Source organism: Myxococcota bacterium (genome assembly GCA_041389495.1).
In the GTDB taxonomy this organism is placed as follows: domain Bacteria; phylum Myxococcota_A; class UBA9160; order UBA9160; family UBA4427; genus JAWKRT01.
The window spans coordinates 1,762,221-1,779,956 of sequence record JAWKRT010000001.1; the positions used below are offsets into that span (position 1 = coordinate 1,762,221).

Here is a 17,736-nt window from a genome sequence, read left to right on the forward strand (position 1 = left end):
GCGGACGCGCCCGCCTCGCGCTTCGCGCTCGCGGCCGAGCGCGCGCGCGGGGAGCGCGCGATCGACGAGCGCGCGCGGGACGAAGACGCGCGCGAGTTGCCCGCGGTCGGCGCGCGGGACGAAGACGCGGGCGAGGCGCGCGGCGGTCGGCGCGAGGGACGAGGACGCGCGCGAGGCGCGCGCGCGCGCGCGCGACGAGGCAGAGCGCGGCCGCGATGCGCGCGCGCGCGCGGCGCGCCTCGAGGCCCTGCGCGCTCGCGCGCGCGTCGAGGGCGTCGCGTTCGCGGCGGGCGCGGTCGCCGTCGTCGCGGGATCGGCTTCGCTCGGCGCGCTGCTCGCACTCGCCGCGCTCGGGAGCCTGGCGCTGCGGCCGGCGACGCGCGGCCGCCGCGCGCGCGCGACCGCCGCGGTCGCGCGCGGGGGCGCCGTGTCCCAGGCCGCGGGGAGCCTCGTCGCGTCGCGCGCGCGCGTGCGCGACGCGCGCGCCCGCATCGCCGCGATCGAACGCGAGCTCGCCGAGGTGCACGCGCTCACCGGGGCCTACCCGGATGCGCTGCGCGATCTCGGCTGGCGGCTCGCCGGGCAGGGTGGCGTCGACGGCGCGAACGCCGACCCGGGCCTCGATCCGTGGGGCCGCGCGTGGACCTATCGCGCAGACGACGCGGGCTATGCGCTCGCGAGCGCCGGGCCCGACGGCGTCGACGGGACCGATGACGACGTGCTGGGCGCGGGTCCCGCGCGCGATGGCGCGTCGGCGAGCGGCTCGTGAGCCGCGCGCTCGTCGCGCTCGCCGCCATCGTCGCGCTCGCGCTCGCCCTCGTCGCGCTCGGGCTGCGCGCGTCGGTCGAGACGCCCGCCGACTTCCGCTTCGTGAACGGCACCGAGCCGCGCACGCTCGACCCCGGGCTCGCGACCGGGCAGCCGGAGGGGCGCGTCCTGATCGCGCTCTTCGAGGGGCTGCTCCGCTACGACGAGCGCACGATGGAGCCCGTGCCCGGCGTCGCGGAGAGCCATTCGGTCTCGGCGGACGGCCTGCGGTACGAGTTCCGACTGCGCGCCGACGCGCGCTGGAGCGACGGCGCACCCGTCACCGCGCACGACTTCGCGTGGTCGTGGCGCCGCCTGCAGCAGCCCGCGCTCGGGTCGGAGTACGCCTTCCTGCTGCACATGGTGCGGCACGCGAAGGAGCTCAATCTGTACGGCGCACAGGCGGACGCGCTGCGCGGACCCGTGCGCGAGGCGTTCGCCGACTTCGCGCGTGCGCACGCGCGCGGCGCGTCGGCCGCGGAGTGGCAGGCGTTCGCGCGCGCGCACGGCCTGCACGAGCTCGCGGCGGGCGACGCCGAGCCCGCGCTCGCGCGCGCGCTCGCGCCGGGCGCGGCGCTCCCCGACGCGGCCGCGGTCGACGTCGTCGCGCGCGCGATCGATGCGCAGGCCGCGCGGCGCGCGCGCGCCTTCGCGGACGCCGACGCGCACTTCGGCGTCGACGAGGGCGTGTTCGCCGTCGACGACCGCACGCTCGTCGTCGAGCTGCGCGCGCCGACGCCGTACTTCCCGGCGGTGGCCGCGTTCTACACGGCGTATCCCGTGCCGCGCCACGTCGTCGAGGCACCGGGCAACGCGAGCGACTGGTTCCTGCCCGGGAAGATCGCGACGAACGGGCCGTTCCGGCTCGAGAGCTGGGCCGTGCACCACCGCATCCGGCTCGTGCGCAGCGACACCTACTGGGGGCGCGACGAGGTCGCGCTCGCGCGCGTCGACGTGCTGCCGATCGAGCACCAGGCCACGGCGCTCAACCTCTACCTGACGGGCGAGGTCGACTGGCTGCCCGATCTCTTCCCGGCCGCGCTCGCCGACGCGCTGCGCGCGCGCGACGACTTCTACGCGCAGCCCGGGCTCAGCGTGTACTACTACAAGCTGCGCACGACGGCGCCGCCGCTCGACGACGTGCGCGTGCGGCGCGCGCTCAACCTCGCGATCGACCGGCGCGTGATCGTCGACGAGGTGCTCGGTCTCGGACAGGTGCCCGCCTCCCACTTCGTGCCGCCGGGCATGGCGGGCTACACGCCGCCGCCGTCTGCGCTGCGCTTCGATCCGGCCGAAGCGCGGCGCCTGCTCGCGGAGTCCGGCCACCCGGGCGGCGAGGGCATCGACGAGGTGGGCATCCTCTACAACACGAACGAGGAGCACCGGAAGATCGCCGAGGTGGTGGCCGACCAGCTCCGGCGCCACCTCGGCATCCGCGCGCGCGCGTACAACCAGGAGTGGCAGTCGTTCCTCGCGACGCTGCGCGCGGGCGACTTCGAGATCGCGCGCTCCGGATGGATCGGCGACTACGAGGATCCGAACACGTTCCTCGACATGTGGGTGACGGACGGGCCCAACAACAACACGGGCTGGTCCGACCCGCTCTACGACCTGTGCATCGCCTCGGCCGCGGACGTCGGCGCCTTCGTCGCGCGCCCCGACGCGCTCGCGCACGCGTGGAAGGAGCCCGGCGCGATGCGCGCGGCGCTCGAGGCCGCGCGCGCGCCGGCCCGCGACCCGGCGGCGCGCGTGCGCGCGCTCGAGGCGCTGCGCATGCAGCTGCTGCGCGAGGCGGAAGCGCGCCTGCTCGATGACGGCCTGCCGATCGTGCCGCTCTACTTCCGCGTGAACGCGGGCCTGCTCGCCCCGCGCGTGCAGGGCCTCTACACCGAGCTCGAGCGCGACGGCGCGCGCAGCCCGAACCTGCGCGACATCCACCCGCTGCGCGGCATCCGGATCGCGGCCGCGGCCACGGACGCGATCACGGACGCCGCGTCGCCTGCGCGCGGAACGGCGCTCGCCGGAGCGCGCCCGTGAGCGCGGGCGCGCTCGCCGCGCTCGCGCTCGGCCTCGGCGTCGTGACGGCGCCCGTCTGGCTCCCGCGCCGCGCGGTGCGCGTCGTCGGCGCGCTCTGGCTCGGTGTCGCGTGCGCGCTGCTCGCGCGCGCGACCGGCGCGGCGGCCGCGGTCGCCGCGCCGGTCGGCGCCGCTTCCGACGCGGGCGTGCTCGCGGCCGCCGCGCTCCTCGGCCTCGCCGCCGCCGCGCTCGGCTTCGCGAGCGGCGCGCACGCGTTCCTGCGCCGCGTCGCCTTCCTCGTCCCGTCGCTCGTGCTGCTCGTGTTCGCGACGACCGTCCTGATGTTCCAGGCGCCGGGCAACCCGTTCGCGCAGGAGCGCGCGTCGTCGCCGCAGGTCGAGGCCGCGCTGCGCGCGCAGTACGGCGTGCCGGAGAGCGCGACGGCGTTCTTCGCGATCTACGTGCGGCGCCTGGTCGTCGACGGGACGATGGGCCCGTCGATCAAGGTGCAGGGGCGCAGCGTCGAGGACCTGCTGCTTCCCGCGCTCCCGGTGAGCTTCTCGCTCGGCCTGCTCGCGCTCGCGCTCGCGCTCGTCGCGGGCGTCGCCGTCGGTCTGCGCGCCGGACTCGCGCCGCGCTCGTGGAGCGACCACGGCAGCATGGCGCTCGCACTCGTCGGCATCTCGCTGCCGAGCTTCGTGATCGGCGCGCTCGGCATCCTCGTCTTCGGGCTCGCGCTCGGGTGGCTGCCGGTCGCGGGCTGGGGAACCGTGCGCCACGTCGTGCTCCCCGCCGTGACGCTCGCGCTGCCCTATGCCGCGTACATCGCGCGGCTCGTGCGCGCCGGAACGATCGAAGCCATGCAGCAGGACTGGGTGCGCACTGCGCGCGCGAAGGGCCTGCCCGAGCGCGAGGTCGTGTTGCGCCACGCGCTGCCGGCCGCGATCGCGCCGGCGGTCGCGTACCTCGGCCCCGCGGCGGCGGGCGTGCTGACGGGCTCGTTCGTCGTGGAGGTGCTGTTCGGCATCCCGGGGATGGGCCAGTGGTTCGTGAAGGGCGCGATCAACCGCGACTACGCGGTCGTGCTCGGCACGGCGACGATCTACTTCGCCGCGATCACGCTCTTCAACCTCGCCGTCGACCTCGCGCAGGGCTGGCTCGACCCGCGCGTGCGCGACGCCGACGCGGCGGGGGAGGGCGCGTGAGCGCGCCGGGCGACCCGCCCGTCGACCCGACGGGCGACCCGCGGGTCGACGCGCGGCGCGGCGCTCGCGGCGCGCGCGCGGGCGCGCGCGAGCTCGGCCCCGGGCGGCTCGCGCTGCGGCGCCTGCGTCGCGATCGCGCGGCGACGGCCGGGATCGTCGCGCTCGCGCTCGTCGCGTTCGCGTGCTTCGGGCTGCCGACGCTCCTCGCGCTCGATCCCGAGACGACGGCGCCCGAGCTCCACCTGCGCGCCCCCTCGGCGGACGCCTGGCTCGGCCGCGACGCGCTCGGGCGGGACGTGCTCGCGCGCGTGCTCGTCGGCGGCCGCACGTCGCTGCTCGTCGGCGTCACGGCGACGGTCGCATCCGTCGTGATCGGCGTGCTGTACGGGATGGTCGCGGGCTTCTACGGCGGCTGGATCGACGAGGCGATGATGCGCCTCGTCGACTTCCTCTACGGCCTCCCGTACATGTTCCTCGTCATCCTGATCATGCTGCTCTTCGACGAGACGGCGCGCGGCAATCCGCTGCCCGTCTTCCTCGCGCTCGGTCTCGTGCAGTGGCTCACGATGGCGCGCATCGTGCGCGGCGAGACGCGCGCGCTGCGCGAGCGCGAGTTCGTGCTCGCGGCGCGGACGATCGGCGCGAGCGACCTGCGCGTCCTGCTGCGCCACGTGCTCCCGAACCTGCTCGGCGTGATCAGCGTGTACGCGACGCTGACCGTGCCGTCCGTGATCCTGCTCGAGTCGTTCCTCTCGTTCCTCGGGCTCGGCGTCGCGCTCTCGTGGGGGCGGCTCGCCGCCGAGGCGGTCGACATCGTGAACCCGATCCGCTCGACGTGGTGGCTGCTCGCGGCGCCGAGCGCGTTCCTCGCCGTCACGCTGCTCGCGCTCAACTTCGTCGGCGACGGCCTGCGCGACGCGCTCGACCCGCGGAGCGACGCGTCGTGAACGCGACGGCACCCGGCGCGGCGAGGGGCGCGGCCGAACCGCTGCTCGAGGTCGACGACCTGCGCGTGCGCATCGACGGCGAGACGCCGCGCGACCCCGCCGTGCGCGCCGTCGACGGCGTCTCGCTCCGGATCGCGCGCGGCGAGTCGCTCGGGCTCGTCGGCGAGTCGGGCTGTGGGAAGACGCTCGCGAGCCTCGCCGTGATGGGCCTCCTGCCGCGCCCGCGCGGGCGCCTCGCGTCGGGACGCATCCGGCTCGCGGGGCGCGACCTGACCGCGGGCGACGCGCGCGCGTGGCGCGCGGCGCGCGGGCGCGACGTCGCGATGATCTTCCAGGATCCGATGACGAGCGCGAACCCGTACCTGCGCGTCGGCGAGCAGCTCGTCGAGGGGCCGCGCCTGCACCTCGGGCTCTCGCGTCGCGAGGCGCTCGCGCGCGCGCGCGCGATGCTCGAGCGCGTCGGCCTGCCCGACGCGGAGCGGCGTCTGCGCTCCTACCCGCACGAGCTGTCGGGCGGCATGCGGCAGCGCGTGATGATCGCGATGGCACTGCTCGCCGAGCCCGCGCTGCTGATCGCCGACGAGCCGACGACGGCGCTCGACGTGACGATCCAGGCGCAGCTGCTCGCGCTGCTCGCCGAGCTGCGCGCGGAGCGCGGCATGGCGATGCTCCTGATCACGCACGACCTCGGCGTCGTCGCGGGCGCGTGCGAGCGCGTGCTCGTGATGTACGCGGGGCGCATCGTCGAGGAAGGGCCGACGCGCGAGGTGTTCGCGTCGCCGCACCACCCGTACACGCGCGCGCTCCTGCGCGCGACGCCGCGCGTCGACGCGCCGCCCGGCGCGCGGCTCGCGAGCCTGCCCGGCCTCCCGCCGCGCCTCGACGCGCCGCCGCCTCCCGGCTGTGCGTTCGCGCCGCGCTGCCCGCTCGCGCGCGCGGCCTGCCGCGAGGCCGAGCCCGCGCTCGCGGCCTCCGCGCCCGGTCGCGCGCGCCGCTGCATCGCGGCGCCCGAGGAGCTCGCGTGACGCGCGCGCCGCTGCTCGCCGTGTGCGACCTCGTGGTGCGCTTCCGGCTCGGAGACGCGGAGCTCCGCGCGGTCGACGGCGCTTCGCTCGACGTCGCGCGCGGCGAGACGCTCGCGCTCGTCGGCGAGTCGGGATGCGGGAAGTCGACGCTCGCGCGCGCGGTCGCCGGGCTCGTGCGCGCGCACGCGGGCTCGATCCGCATCGACGGCGAGGAGGTCGTCGGCCGCTCGCCGCGCGCGTGGCGCCCGCTGCGGCGCCGCGTGCAGATGGTGTTCCAGGACCCGGACGCGAGCTTGAACCCGCGCATGACCGCGGCCGCGCTCGTCGGCGAGCCGCTGCGCATCCACCGCGGCCTGCGCGGCGCGGCGCTCGACCGCGAGGTGTGCGCGCAGCTCGAGCGCGTCGGCCTCGACCCGTCGCTGCGCGGCCGCTTCCCGCACGCGTTCTCCGGCGGCCAGCGCCAGCGCATCGGCATCGCGCGCGCGCTCGCGGCCGGGCCCGACCTGCTGCTGTGCGACGAGGTGACGTCCGCGCTCGACGTGTCGATCCAGGCGCAGATCGTGGAGCTGCTCCGCGGCCTCCAGGAGGAGCTCGGCCTCGCGATCGTGTTCATCACGCACGACCTCGGCGTCGTGCACCACCTCGCGCACCGCGTCGCCGTCCTCTACCTCGGGCAGGTGGTCGAGACGGCCGACGTGCGCGCGCTCTTCTCCGCGCCCGCACACCCGTACACGCGTGCGCTGCTCGAGGCGGTGCCGCGCATCGGCGACGGGCCGAGCGCCGCGGCGGGCGCGCCGTCGCCGCAGCCCGACGAGATCCCGTCGCCGCTCGCGCCGCCGCCCGGCTGTCGCTTCCACCCGCGCTGCCGCCACGCGATGGCGCGCTGTCGCACGACGGCGCCGCCCGAGGTGCCGACGCCGGACGACCCCGAAGGCCGCGTCCGGTGCTTCCTCCACGAGCCGCTCTGAGCGCCGCCTCGACACGGCTCGGGCGCCTGCCTACGCTGCGCCGTCTTTCCGCCACAGGAGGGCGAATGCGCCTCGAATACTCGATCTCGATCGACCGCATCGACGTACCCCGCTTCTCGGTCGAGGCCGTCGAAGGCATCGGCAAGCTCTTCACGCTCGCCACGCTCGTGCTCAACGTCCTCGACGGCAAGGAGCGCGTCGAGATCGTCTTCCACGGGCTGAACCCCGAGGATCCGGAGCGCAAGATCCGCGGCTTCCAGGAGATCCTCGCGACGTCCGCGACGTCGCGGCCGATCGCGTACGAGACGGGGGCGGGCGGCCGCGTGCCGGGCTCGTCGAGCTACTTCCAGTGGCTCACGGTGACGCGAGGCTAGGCGACGCCGCGTCCGCGCAGCCGTCGCCGCGCCAGCGGTGGCGGCGTGCGCGCGAGAGCCGCACCACCTCCCGCAGCGCGCGCTCGCGCGACGTCGAGAAGGGCAGCGCTCGGGCATAGCATTCGAACGCTGTGCGTCGCAGCGCGTCGGCGAGGCGCTCGTCGGCGAGCGACGCATTGAGCTCGGCGAGCGCGCGCACGCGCCGCGCGTCGGAGAGCCGGCGGCGGAAGCGGAGCCCTTCGAGGTCGATCAGTGCGAGGCGCGTCGCGGCGCCGTCCGCTCCGACCCCGGTCGCGAACACGTGCGAGGCCTGCAGGTCGCCGTGGTCGACGCCGCGGCGGTGGAGGACGAGCAGCAGCGAGGCGAGCGCATCGGCGAGGCGTTCGGGCGCGAGCGCGGCGAGCGCGGGATGCGCCGCGTCCTCGAGGCAGGCCGCGCCGCCGAGGTCTTCGAGCCGGACGATCGAGCGCGCGCCCGCGCCGCCGCGCGCGCCGAGCTCGATCCACGCGAGCGGCCGCGCCGCCGCGATGCCGCGCGCGGCGAGCCCGTGGCCGGCGATCCACGCGCGGCGCGCCGGCGAGCCGCGGAGCGCGTCGGCCGCGCGCCGCGCGAGGCCGCCCTTGCGCACCTCCTTCGCGACGACCGTCGCGGGCAGCGCGTCGCGCGCGGCGGCGTCGCGCGCGTCGAGGAGCGGCGCGAGCGCGAGGCGCGTGACGCGCGCGCGCGCGTCGTCCTTCAGCACGTGCGCGGCCGGGTCGTCGTGCGCGGCGAGCGCGCGCGCGATCGCGGCGGCCGGGAGCTCGGCGACGCGCATGCCGCGCACACCCGCGCCCGCGTCGCCGCAAAGGCGCGCGAAGCGCCGCCCTTCGCGCAGGCAGCGCCGCGTGCGCCCGCGGAAGTGCGCGTGCGCGAGGGCGTCGACGCGCGCTCCCGCGGCGCGCAGCGCGCGCGCGGTGGCGGCGTCCGCGAGCCGCGCGCGGCGGAGCCGCATCCGCGTCGCGCGCGACGCGCCCGAGAGCGCGAGCGAGAGCTCGAGCGCCGCGAGGTCGCGCCGTTCGGCCCGGGTGGGAGGCGCTCGGTGGGGCTGCGGCGCGGGAGGCGCGCCGCTCGACGCCGCGGCGTCCGCCCGCGCACCGCGGCGCGGTGTGCGCGCGCGGCGCGCGCGCTGCCAGTCGAGGATCCACACGCGCTCGCCGTCGACGCGCACGTTCGCCTGGTGCAGGTCGCCGTGCGCGAAGCCCGCGGCGTGCGCGGCGCGCAGTGCTTCGGCGACGGCGCGCGCGATGCGCGCGCGCTCGGCGGGAGCCGCCGCGGCGAGCGCGCGCGCGAGCGGGACGCCGGGAACGAACCGGGTGGCGAGCACGTCGCCGCGCGCGTCGCGGAGGAGGGCGAGCGGCTCGGGCACCGCTGCGCGCGCGCGAGCGAGCGCGGCGAGCGCGCGCCACTCGCGCGCCGACTGCGCGCGCCCGAGCGCGCGGGCGAGCGCCTCGCGCAGCGGTCGACGCGCGCGGAAGCGCTTCAGGACGACGTCGTGGCCGAGGCCGCGCTCGTCGTCGACGCGCACGCGCACGACGCGCCGGCGTGCCGAGTCGTGGAGCACCTCGCCCTCCGCCTCGCGCGCGAGCGCGCGCGCGACGAGATCGCGGAGGGCGCGCTCGCCCGCGCGCCACGCGATCGCGCCCGTCGCGGGCGGCGGCGCGGCGCTCATCGCGCGGCGGCGCCCGCGTAGAGCGCGCGGAGGCGCGCGGCGACGTCGGACCACGCGTGCGCGCGCGCGAGCGCCGTGCCGCGCGCGCCGAGCGCGCGGCGTCGGTCGTCGTCGCACAGCGCGTCGATCGCAGACGCGAAGCCCGCCGCGTCCTCGGGGTCGTCGACGACGACCGCGGCGTCGCGCACGACGTCGAGCGCGCCGGTCGCGCCGCTCGCGATGCACGCGCGCCCGCTCGCGGCCGCCTCGAGGCACACGAGCCCGAACGCGTCGTAGCGCGTCGGGAGCAGCAGGGCGTCGCACGCGCGCAGCAGGCGGTCGACGTCGTCGCGCGGGCCGAGGAAGCGCACGCGGCGCTCGACGCCGAGCTCGCGCGCGAGCGCCCGGTGGCGCCGCGGATCGTCGCGGCCGGCCACCCAGAGCTCGGCGCCGCCGTCGCGCGCGCGCGCGAGCGCGCGCAGCGCGGTGTCGAGCCCCTTGCGCCGGAAGCCGCTGCCCGCGAACAGGAAGGCCGGCCCGTCGCCCGCGCCGAGGGCCGCGCGCGTCGCGCGCCGCTCGCCGCTCCCGTCCTCGGGATGGAAGCGCGCGAGGTCGACGCCGTAGCCGACGACGGGCGTGCGCGCCTCGCTCGCGCCGAAGCGCGCGCGCCACTCGCGCGCGACCTGCTGCGACACGCACTGCACGACCGTCCGTGCGCGCGCGTCGATGCGTCGCTCGAGCGCGAGCAGCGCGGCGTGGCGCGGCGATGCGCGCCGCCAGGCGGCGCCCGCGTCTCCGTACGCGCGCCGCATGTAGTGGAGGTGGCTTCCCTCGCCGGCGTGGAAGACGTCCGCCCCGGGCACGCGGCTGAACGCGTGGGTGGCGTCGAGCGCGCCGCGCGCGCGCTCGGCCTCGAGCCACGGGCCGACGCGCGCCGCGAAGCGCAGCACGCGCCACGGCTGCCAGGCCGTCGAGACGCGGAACGCGCGCGCGGCGACGCGCACGGACGGCGCGTGGGCGCGACACGCGACGCTCACGGTGTCGCCGGCCTCGGCGAGCGCGTGCGCCGTCTGCCAGGCCGCGTGCTCGAGGCCGCCCGCGTCGGGGGCGAAGCGCTCGATGGCGAGGGCGATCCGCACGCGCGCGCCGCCGGTCAGGTGCGGGCGCCGCGCGCGGCCGCGCGTCGCGCGCGCGCGCCGGCGCGGCCCGCGGCGGTGCGGAGGGGCCGGCGCGCATCGGCTTCGGGCATGCGCGCCAGTGTACCCGCGCCCCTCGGCCCCGCGCGCGAGCGCGCCGCGCGCTGCTTGACGCTCGATCGCGCCCTCGTATATTGCGCGCCGCTCCCCCTCGAGCCGAAACCCGCACCGCCGGTGCGGTGTCCTCTGCGACGCCCGCGGCCGTGCGCGCGCGCCCGACCCCCGCACGATCGGAGACCGGATCGATGAGCGACGGAGCCCCTGCGATCGAGGCGCGCGGCCTGGCGAAGCGCTACGGCGACGTCGTCGCCGTCGACGGCATCTCCTTCGAGGTCGCGCGCGGCGAGGTGGTGGGCTTCCTCGGTCCGAACGGCGCGGGCAAGACGACGACGATGCGGATGCTGACGGGCTTCCTGCCGGCGACGGACGGGACGGCGCGCATCGCGGGCCACGACATCTTCGCGGAGCCGCTCGCCGCGCGGCGCGCGATCGGATACCTGCCCGAGACGCCGCCGCTCTATCCGGAGATGCGCGTCGAGGCCTACGTGGCGCACGTCGCGGCGCTGAAGGACGTGCCGCGCGCGGAGCGGCGCGCTGCGGTCGATCGCGCGCTCGTGCGCTGCGGCCTCGCCGACGTGCGCCGCCGCGTGATCGGCGACCTGTCGAAGGGCTACCGCCAGCGCGTCGGGCTCGCGCAGGCCATCGTGCACGACCCGCCGGTGCTCGTGCTCGACGAGCCGACGGTCGGCCTCGACCCGATCCAGATCCGCGAGATCCGCGCGCTCATCGCCGAGCTCGCCGCGCCGCGCGACGGCGAGCCGCGCCACACGGTCCTGCTCTCGACGCACATCCTCCCCGAGGTCCAGGCGATCTGCAGCCGCGTGATCCTGATCCACCGCGGGCGCAAGGTCGTCGACCAGTCGCTCGCGAGCCTCGTCGCGGGCGGCCAGAGCCTCGAGCAGGTGTTCGGCCGCGTGACGGCGGGGGATGCGGACGCCGCAGGCGACGCGCCCGTCGCGGGAGGAGCCTCGTCGTGAAGCACGTCGGCGCGATCGCGAGCCGCGAGCTGCGCTCGTTCTTCGTCTCGCCCGTCGCCTACGTCGTGCTCGCGATGTGGGCGCTGCTCGCGGCGGTCTTCTTCCTCGCGAGCGTGGTCACGTTCGACACCGAGATCGTGCGCGCCCAGCAGTACGGCGTCGCCGAGCAGCTCGAGATGCTGAACCTGAACGACCACGTGATCGCGCCGTTCCTGTACTCGATGTGGTTCATCGTCGTGTTCGCGCTGCCCGCGGTGACGATGGGGCTGTTCGCGTCGGAGAAGGCGAACGGCACGGAGGAGCTCCTGCTCACGAGCCCGCTCACCGTGTGGGAGATCGTGCTCGGCAAGTTCCTCGCCGCGACGGGGTTCGTCGTGGTGCTGACGCTCGTCGCGGGCTTCTTCCCGGCCGTGCTGTTCGTGTACGGCGACCCGGAGGTCGGGAAGACGAGCGCCGGGCTGCTCGGCCTGTTCCTCGTGAGCGTCGCCTACGTGGCCGTCGGCGCGTTCACCTCGTCGCTCACGCGCAACCAGCTGATCGCGTTCGTGCTGACGCTCGCGCTGCTGCTCGTCGTCGGGCTCATGCTCCCGCCGCTCGTCGGCTTCGCGCTCGCGAGCGACGCGGTCGGCTCCGAGTCGGGGCTCGTCGCGGTGATGCGATGGGTCGGGACGATGGAGCACTTCGATCGCCTCGTGAGCGGCCTCGTCGAGACGCGCGACATCGCCTACTTCGGCGTCGTCGTCGGCATCTTCCTCGTGCTCACGAAGACGGCCGTCGAGTCGGTGAGGTGGCGCTGAGATGACCGGCATCGCGGCGCTGCTCGGCGGGCTCGGGCTCGTCTTCTTCGGCTTCGGGCTGATCCAGTTCGTCATCTGGATCTTCCAGCCGTTCACGAACCCGCTGTGGCTGTGGCTCCACCTCGGCGTCGGCGCCGCGCTCCTCGTCGCCGCGGTCGGGACGAGCCTCGACGCGCTGCGCGAGCGCATGCGCTCGGGCGAAGGGCGCCGCGCCGGGCGCTACGGGACGAGTGCGCTGCTCCAGGCCGCACTGCTCGTCGCGATCCTGTGCGGGCTCGCCTTCCTCGCGGAGCGCTACTCGAAGCGCTTCGACTGGACGGAGCAGCGCGTGCACACGCTCTCCGACCAGACGCAGAAGGTGCTCGACGGGCTCGAGGGCGAGCTCTCGATGGTCGGCTTCTTCGATCCCTTCGAGCAGCCGCTGCACCGGCAGATCGTCGAGCGCTACGCGGCGGCGAGCCCGCGCGTGAAGATCGAGTTCGCCGACCCGAACGCGCGCCCCGACCTCGTGGAGTCGTTCGGCCTCCAGGCGGCCGACCTCGCGCGCGGCATGCTCCACGTCTCGTACGGCGGCGGCGCCGTCGACGTGAGCGATCTCGAGGAGGACGAGATCACGAACGCGATCGTCAAGCTCGTGCGCGGGGGCGGCAAGAAGGTCTACTTCCTGACGGGCCACAACGAGCGGCGCGCGATCGGCGACGGCGCGGACGAGCCCGACGGCATGTCGCGCGCGGCCGCCGCGCTGCGCAACGAGACGTACACGACCGAGAACCTGCTGCTCGGCCAGACGGGCGACGTGCCCGCGGACGCCGACGTCGTCGTCGTCGCGGGGCCGACGCGGCCGCTGCTCGACGTCGAGCTCGACGCGCTCCGGCGCTGGGTCGCGGGCGGCGGCGCGCTCGTCGCGATGATCGACCCGCGCGCGAACACGAACTTCGGCGCGCTGCTCGGCGAGCTCGGCGTCGCAGTCGGCGACGACGTCGTCTTCGACCGCTCGCTCGCGCTCTTCGGGCGCGCGACGAGCCCGTTCGCGGCGAGCTACGCGCCCGACCACCCGATCACGAAGGGCTTCCAGGAGACGTCGCTCTTCCACATGGCGCGCTCGGTCGCGCCCGAGCCGGGCGTCGCGGGACTCGTGCCCCTCGTGAAGACGGGCGAGGCCTCGTGGGCCGAGACGAACCTCGCGAAGTGGGAGGACGAGGGCGTCGCGGGCTTCGAGCCCGAGAGCGACACGCTCGGGCCCGTCTCGCTCGCGGTCGCCGGCGTGCCGCGCATCGACGGCGCGCCGGAGCACGACCCGCGCCTCGTCGCCTTCGGCGACTCGAACTTCGCGACCAACGAGCTCGTCGACAGCTACTTGAACCGCGACCTCTTCGTGAACTCCGTGGCGTGGGCGATGGGCGAGGTCGAGCACATCGCGGTGCGCCCGCACAAGGCGCGCGCGTCGCGGCTCTCGCTCTCGGCCGAGCAGTTCTCGGTCGTGCAGATGCTCTCGCTCTTCGTGCTGCCCGAGGCGATCGCCGTCGCCGGCGTGCTCGCCTGGTGGACGCGGCGCAAGCGCGGCACACAGTAGGCGGCGCGCCCCGTGAACCCGCGCACGACCTGGATCCTCGCCTTCGTCGCCGCGGCGCTCGGCGCGTTCATCTGGCTCTACGAGATCCGCGGCGAGGCCGACCGCTCGGCGGCGCAGGCCGCCGCGAAGCGGATCTTCGTCGGCGTCGAGCCCGACGACGTCGACTGGGTCGAGCTGCGCACGCGCGACGGCGTCGACGCGCGCCTCGAGCGCGACGCCTCGGCGCGCTGGCGGCTCGTGCGTCCGCTCGACTTCCCGGCCGACGAGCCCACGGCCGACGGCATCGCGAGCGCGCTCGCCGAGCTCGATCCGATCGCCGACATCGCGACGCCCCAGGCGCCCGAGGTCTACGGGCTCGGCGACGCCGCGCACGTCGTGCGCTTCGGCGCGAAGGGCGCGGAGCACGCGCTGCGGGTCGGGCGCGATGCGCCGGTCGGCGCGGCGCGCTATGCCGCGCGCGACGGCGACGCCCGGGTGTTCACCGTCGCGTCGTGGCGGGCGAACGCCTTCGACAAGGATCTCGCGGCGCTGCGCGACGCGCGCGTGCTCGCCTTCGATCGCGAGCGCGTGGGCGCCCTCACCGCGCGCTGGCCGGGCGGCGAGGTCGCGCTCGCGAAGCGCGACGGCGCGTGGCGCGTGACCGCACCGCTCGATGCGCCCGCCGACTCCGACCGCGTCGCCGACCTGCTCTCGGATCTCTCCTACCTGCGCGCCGAGGGCTTCGTCGACGCGCCGGGCGAGGCCGAGCGCGCGACGCTCGACCCGCCCGCGTATGCGATCGAGCTCGAGCTCGCGGCGACGGACGCGGGCGACGCGGACGACGCGCCCGCCGCCCGCGACGTGCTGCAGCTCGCGATCGGGGGCGAGATCGACGGCGCACGCCTCGTGCGCACCGCCGGCACGACGCTCTTCCGCGTCGGCGCCGACCGCCTGGACGACTTTCCGCGCCGCGTCGTCGACTACCGCGACCGCACGCTCGCGCGCTTCGCGATCGGAGACGCCGAGCGGCTCGAGATCGCCTTCCACGACGACGGCGAGGGCGGCGACGCCGCGTCGGGGCCGGGCACGTTCGCGTTCGAGGCGCACCGCGAGGCGGGGGCGTGGACCTCGACGCCGCCGCTCCGCGAAGGCATGGCGAGCGCGCTCGTCGCGTCGCTCTCGCAGCTCGTCGCGGAGGACGTGGACGCCGAGTGGATCGGCGACGAGGAGCGGGCCGCCCTCGGCCTCGCGCCTCCGCGCGTCGAGCTGCGCGTGGTCGGCGCGGTGCCCGAGGGCGGGGGCGAGGCACCCGTGCTCGCCGACGTCTCGCTCGGGCGCGCCGCGCCTTCGCGCGGCGTCGCCGCGACGGCGGCCGGGCGCGACGAGCTCTTCCGGCTCGCGCCGCGCGCCGCCGACGACCTTCCCGTGTCGCGCGCCGCGTTCGAGGAGCGCTTCGTCGCGCCGCCCGAAGCGCCGTCCGGCGATGCGGCGCCGGCGCCCCCGGAGCCGGCGCCGGCGCCGGCGGATGGCGCGCCCGGCGTCGCGGCTCCTCGTTAGGCGACGACGCCGCGGTCCGCGGCGCGCGCGTCAGACGTCCGCGTCGCGGGCGGCGTCGTCCTTGGCGAGAGCGGCCTCGAGCTCGCCGGCCTGCATGGGCGCTCCGAGCAGGTAGCCCTGCACCATGTCGCATCCCCGCTCGCGCAGGAACGAGAGCTGGTGCGGCGTCTCGACGCCCTCCGCCACGACCTCGAGCCGCAGGCCGTGCGCCATCGCGACGATCGCCTCGGTGAGCGAGCAGTCGTCGGCGTTCCCGGGGATCTCGCGCACGAACGAACGGTCGATCTTCACGCGGTCGATCGGGAATCGGCGGAGATAGCTGAGCGACGAGTAGCCGGTTCCGAAGTCGTCGAGCGCGAGCCCGACGCCGAGGCCGGCGATGCGGCGCAGCGTGCTGAGCGTGCCGTCGTCGTCCTGCATGATCGAGCTCTCGGTGATCTCGATGCACAGCTTCGCCGCCGGGAGGCCCGTGCGACGCAGCGTGCGCTCGACGGTCTCGACGATGCCCGGCTTGCGCAGGTGGCGTCCCGAGAGATTGACGGCGATCCGGAAGGGGCGCGCGCGGTCGGCCGTCCACTCGCGCGCCTGTCGACAGGCGTTCTCGAGCACCCACTCGCCGACGGCGACGATCAGGTCGGACTCCTCGGCGACGGGGATGAACTCCGCGGGCGAGATCATGCCTTCGCCCTCGACGACGAGCCGCGCGAGGGCCTCGGCGCCGACGATGTGGCCCGCGCGCGCGCTCCAGATCGGCTGGTAGTGGAGCGTGAGCGCGTCGCGTTCGAGCGCCTCGCGAAGCCGCGCCTCGATCTCGAGCCGGCGCGACCCGCTCGCATTCGTCGCCGGGTCGAAGAACCGGAAGGTGTTCCGGCCGCGCGCCTTCGCGTCGTACATCGCGGCGTCCGCATTGCGGAGCAGGCCGCCCGCGTCCTCGCCGTCGTTCGGGTGGATGGCGATCCCGATGCTCGCGGTCGGAACGACGTCGTGCTCGCCGAGGCGCACCGGCGCGGCGAGTGCGGCGAGCAGCCGGCGCGCCACGAGCGCGGCCTCGTTCGGCCCGCCGATCCCGGGGAGGAGCACGGTGAACTCGTCGCCGCCGAGGCGCGAGATCGCGTCGCCCCCGAGCGCGCCGGGGCTCGGGGCCGGGTCGCGCGCGACGAGGTCCGTCGACCGGACGCACTGCCGGAACCGATCGGCGAGCTCGACGAGCAGCCGGTCGCCCATCGCGTGGCCGAGGCTGTCGTTGATCTTCTTGAAGTGATCGATGTCGATGAACAGGAGCGCGAGGCGGGCGCCGGTGCGTCGCGAGCGCTCGATCCAGGCCTCGAGCTCGCGCCCGAAGCGGCGGCGGTTGGGAAGCCCGGTGAGCTCGTCGTAGAACGCGAGCCGGCGGATGCGCTCGTTGGCGCGCTCGCGCTCGCTCACGCGGCCGATCTGGGCGGCGATGTGGCGCAGCACGTCGAGCGCGTGGGTGTCGGGCGGTGCGACGCGGCGCGAGAAGAACTCGAGCACCGCGACGACGCGTCCCTCGACGACGAGCGGGAGGCCGAGCGCGCCGATCAGCCCGGCCGCGCGCGCGGCGGGCGGGCGCGGCGTGCACGACGGCGTCGTCTCCTCGTCGCTCCAGTCGGACCACGCGGCGTCCGCCGTCGCGAGGACGCGCCCCGGGAGGCCCGTGCCGCGCGGGTAGGTCGTCTGCTCGGTGACGGCGCGGAACGCGCCGTAGCGCGCCGCGTCGGCGACGTACCAGATCGCGGTGGGCGAGAGCGTCTGGCCGTCGTCGTCGGCGAGGTAGACGTGTCCGACCGGCCAGTCGTGGAAGCGGCACACGCTGGCGAGGCACTGCTCGAGCGCGGCGTGTGCGTCGGACGAGCCGTTCGCGAGCTGTGCGATCTCGCGCATGAGCTCGACGAAGCTCGCCTCGCGGCGCAGCTCGGCGTTCGCGCGCGCGGTGCGCGCGTGCGCGGTCCGCTGGCCGAGCACGAGCAGGTGCGTGAGCGCGCCGACGGCGAGCGTGATGGCGACGCGGTCCGCGAGGCCGGTCGACTCCGCGACGGCCGCCGCGCCTTCCCCGACGAGGTGGCTGGCCGCCCAGAAGACCGTCTCCGTCGCGATCGCGATCGCGACCCACGCCCACGCCGCGCGCAGGCCGATGGCGAGCACGGCGCTCAGCGGCAGCACGTAGATCCAGCCGAACGTCTCGGAGTGGAAGCCGCCGATCGCGATCTCGTGCGCGACCATCGCGGCGAAGGGGAGGGCGACGAGCGCGTGTCCGGCGCGCGCGAGGCTGCGCGTGCGCTCGATGTAGGCGGTCGCGCCCGCGAAGAGGAGCGTGATCGCCAGGCCCCAGCGCACGCCGCGCGCGTCGCCGATGACCGCGTGCTGCACCGTGAGCAGGGCGGCGGCCGCCGCCACGAGCGCGCCGACGCGACGCAGCGTGCGGCGGTGCTGGCGCGCCGCCTCGCCGCGGCTCGCGCTCGGGTCTTCGTCTTCTCGCAACCACCAGTGGGGCACGACGCTCGGGGTCTCCGAAGCAGTCGCGGTCGGCCTTCCGATCGGCGCTGCCCT

13 protein-coding genes and 1 pseudogene are annotated in these 17,736 nt (G+C 76.3%); 11 read left to right on the top strand and 3 right to left on the bottom strand.

Annotation, left to right across the window (positions count from 1 at the left end):
- Window positions 1-469: 469 nt before the first annotated feature.
- The 7 genes from R3E88_07815 (at window position 470) to R3E88_07845 (ending at window position 7,342) form a co-directional block, all read left to right on the top strand.
- Window positions 470-769 (top strand): type II secretion system protein GspG, encoded by a 300-nt coding sequence (locus R3E88_07815; GenBank protein ID MEZ4216367.1) that lies wholly within the window; start codon window positions 470-472, stop codon window positions 767-769.
- Window positions 766-2,844, top strand: a complete 2,079-nt coding sequence (locus R3E88_07820; GenBank protein ID MEZ4216368.1) for a peptide ABC transporter substrate-binding protein — start codon at window positions 766-768, stop codon at window positions 2,842-2,844. The genes R3E88_07815 and R3E88_07820 overlap by 4 nt, the downstream gene beginning before the upstream one ends.
- Window positions 2,841-4,028, top strand: a complete 1,188-nt coding sequence (locus R3E88_07825; protein ID MEZ4216369.1) for an ABC transporter permease — start codon at window positions 2,841-2,843, stop codon at window positions 4,026-4,028. The genes R3E88_07820 and R3E88_07825 overlap by 4 nt, the downstream gene beginning before the upstream one ends.
- Complete coding sequence (locus tag R3E88_07830) at window positions 4,025-4,975, top strand: ABC transporter permease (protein ID MEZ4216370.1); 951 nt, start codon at window positions 4,025-4,027, stop codon at window positions 4,973-4,975. Before R3E88_07825 ends, R3E88_07830 begins: the two co-directional genes overlap by 4 nt.
- Complete coding sequence (locus R3E88_07835; GenBank protein MEZ4216371.1) at window positions 4,972-6,000, top strand: ABC transporter ATP-binding protein; 1,029 nt, start codon at window positions 4,972-4,974, stop codon at window positions 5,998-6,000. The genes R3E88_07830 and R3E88_07835 overlap by 4 nt, the downstream gene beginning before the upstream one ends.
- On the top strand, window positions 5,997-6,968 hold the full coding sequence (locus tag R3E88_07840) for an ABC transporter ATP-binding protein (protein ID MEZ4216372.1): 972 nt from the start codon (window positions 5,997-5,999) through the stop codon (window positions 6,966-6,968). The genes R3E88_07835 and R3E88_07840 overlap by 4 nt, the downstream gene beginning before the upstream one ends.
- A gap of 65 nt (window positions 6,969-7,033) precedes the next feature.
- Window positions 7,034-7,342, top strand: coding sequence for a hypothetical protein (locus R3E88_07845; protein MEZ4216373.1), 309 nt, complete (start codon window positions 7,034-7,036; stop codon window positions 7,340-7,342).
- On the opposite strand, the gene R3E88_07850 is transcribed toward R3E88_07845, so the two are convergent.
- Together R3E88_07850 and R3E88_07855 are read right to left on the bottom strand one after the other, a co-directional pair.
- Complete coding sequence (locus R3E88_07850) at window positions 7,323-9,050, bottom strand: lipopolysaccharide kinase InaA family protein (protein MEZ4216374.1); 1,728 nt, start codon at window positions 9,048-9,050, stop codon at window positions 7,323-7,325. The two genes, R3E88_07845 and R3E88_07850, sit on opposite strands and share 20 nt — an antisense overlap.
- Window positions 9,047-10,168 (bottom strand): glycosyltransferase family 4 protein, encoded by a 1,122-nt coding sequence (locus R3E88_07855; protein ID MEZ4216375.1) that lies wholly within the window; start codon window positions 10,166-10,168, stop codon window positions 9,047-9,049. The genes R3E88_07850 and R3E88_07855 overlap by 4 nt, the downstream gene beginning before the upstream one ends.
- Window positions 10,169-10,470: 302 nt before the next feature.
- Here R3E88_07855 and R3E88_07860 point away from each other — a divergent pair.
- From R3E88_07860 to R3E88_07875, 4 genes and pseudogenes are all read left to right on the top strand, one after another.
- A pseudogene (locus R3E88_07860) lies at window positions 10,471-11,136 on the top strand (ABC transporter ATP-binding protein).
- A gap of 122 nt (window positions 11,137-11,258) precedes the next feature.
- A complete protein-coding gene (locus tag R3E88_07865) occupies window positions 11,259-12,059 on the top strand; it encodes an ABC transporter permease (protein ID MEZ4216376.1) in 801 nt (266 codons plus the stop codon).
- Between the two features lies 1 nt (window position 12,060).
- Window positions 12,061-13,632, top strand: coding sequence for a GldG family protein (locus tag R3E88_07870; GenBank protein ID MEZ4216377.1), 1,572 nt, complete (start codon window positions 12,061-12,063; stop codon window positions 13,630-13,632).
- Between the two features lie 12 nt (window positions 13,633-13,644).
- Entirely contained in the window at window positions 13,645-15,168 is a 1,524-nt protein-coding gene (locus R3E88_07875; GenBank protein MEZ4216378.1) for a DUF4340 domain-containing protein, read from the top strand.
- Between the two features lie 30 nt (window positions 15,169-15,198).
- Here the strand turns inward: R3E88_07875 and R3E88_07880 are convergent, their stop codons facing one another.
- Window positions 15,199-17,667 (bottom strand): GGDEF domain-containing protein, encoded by a 2,469-nt coding sequence (locus tag R3E88_07880; GenBank protein ID MEZ4216379.1) that lies wholly within the window; start codon window positions 17,665-17,667, stop codon window positions 15,199-15,201.
- Window positions 17,668-17,736 lie beyond the last annotated feature (69 nt).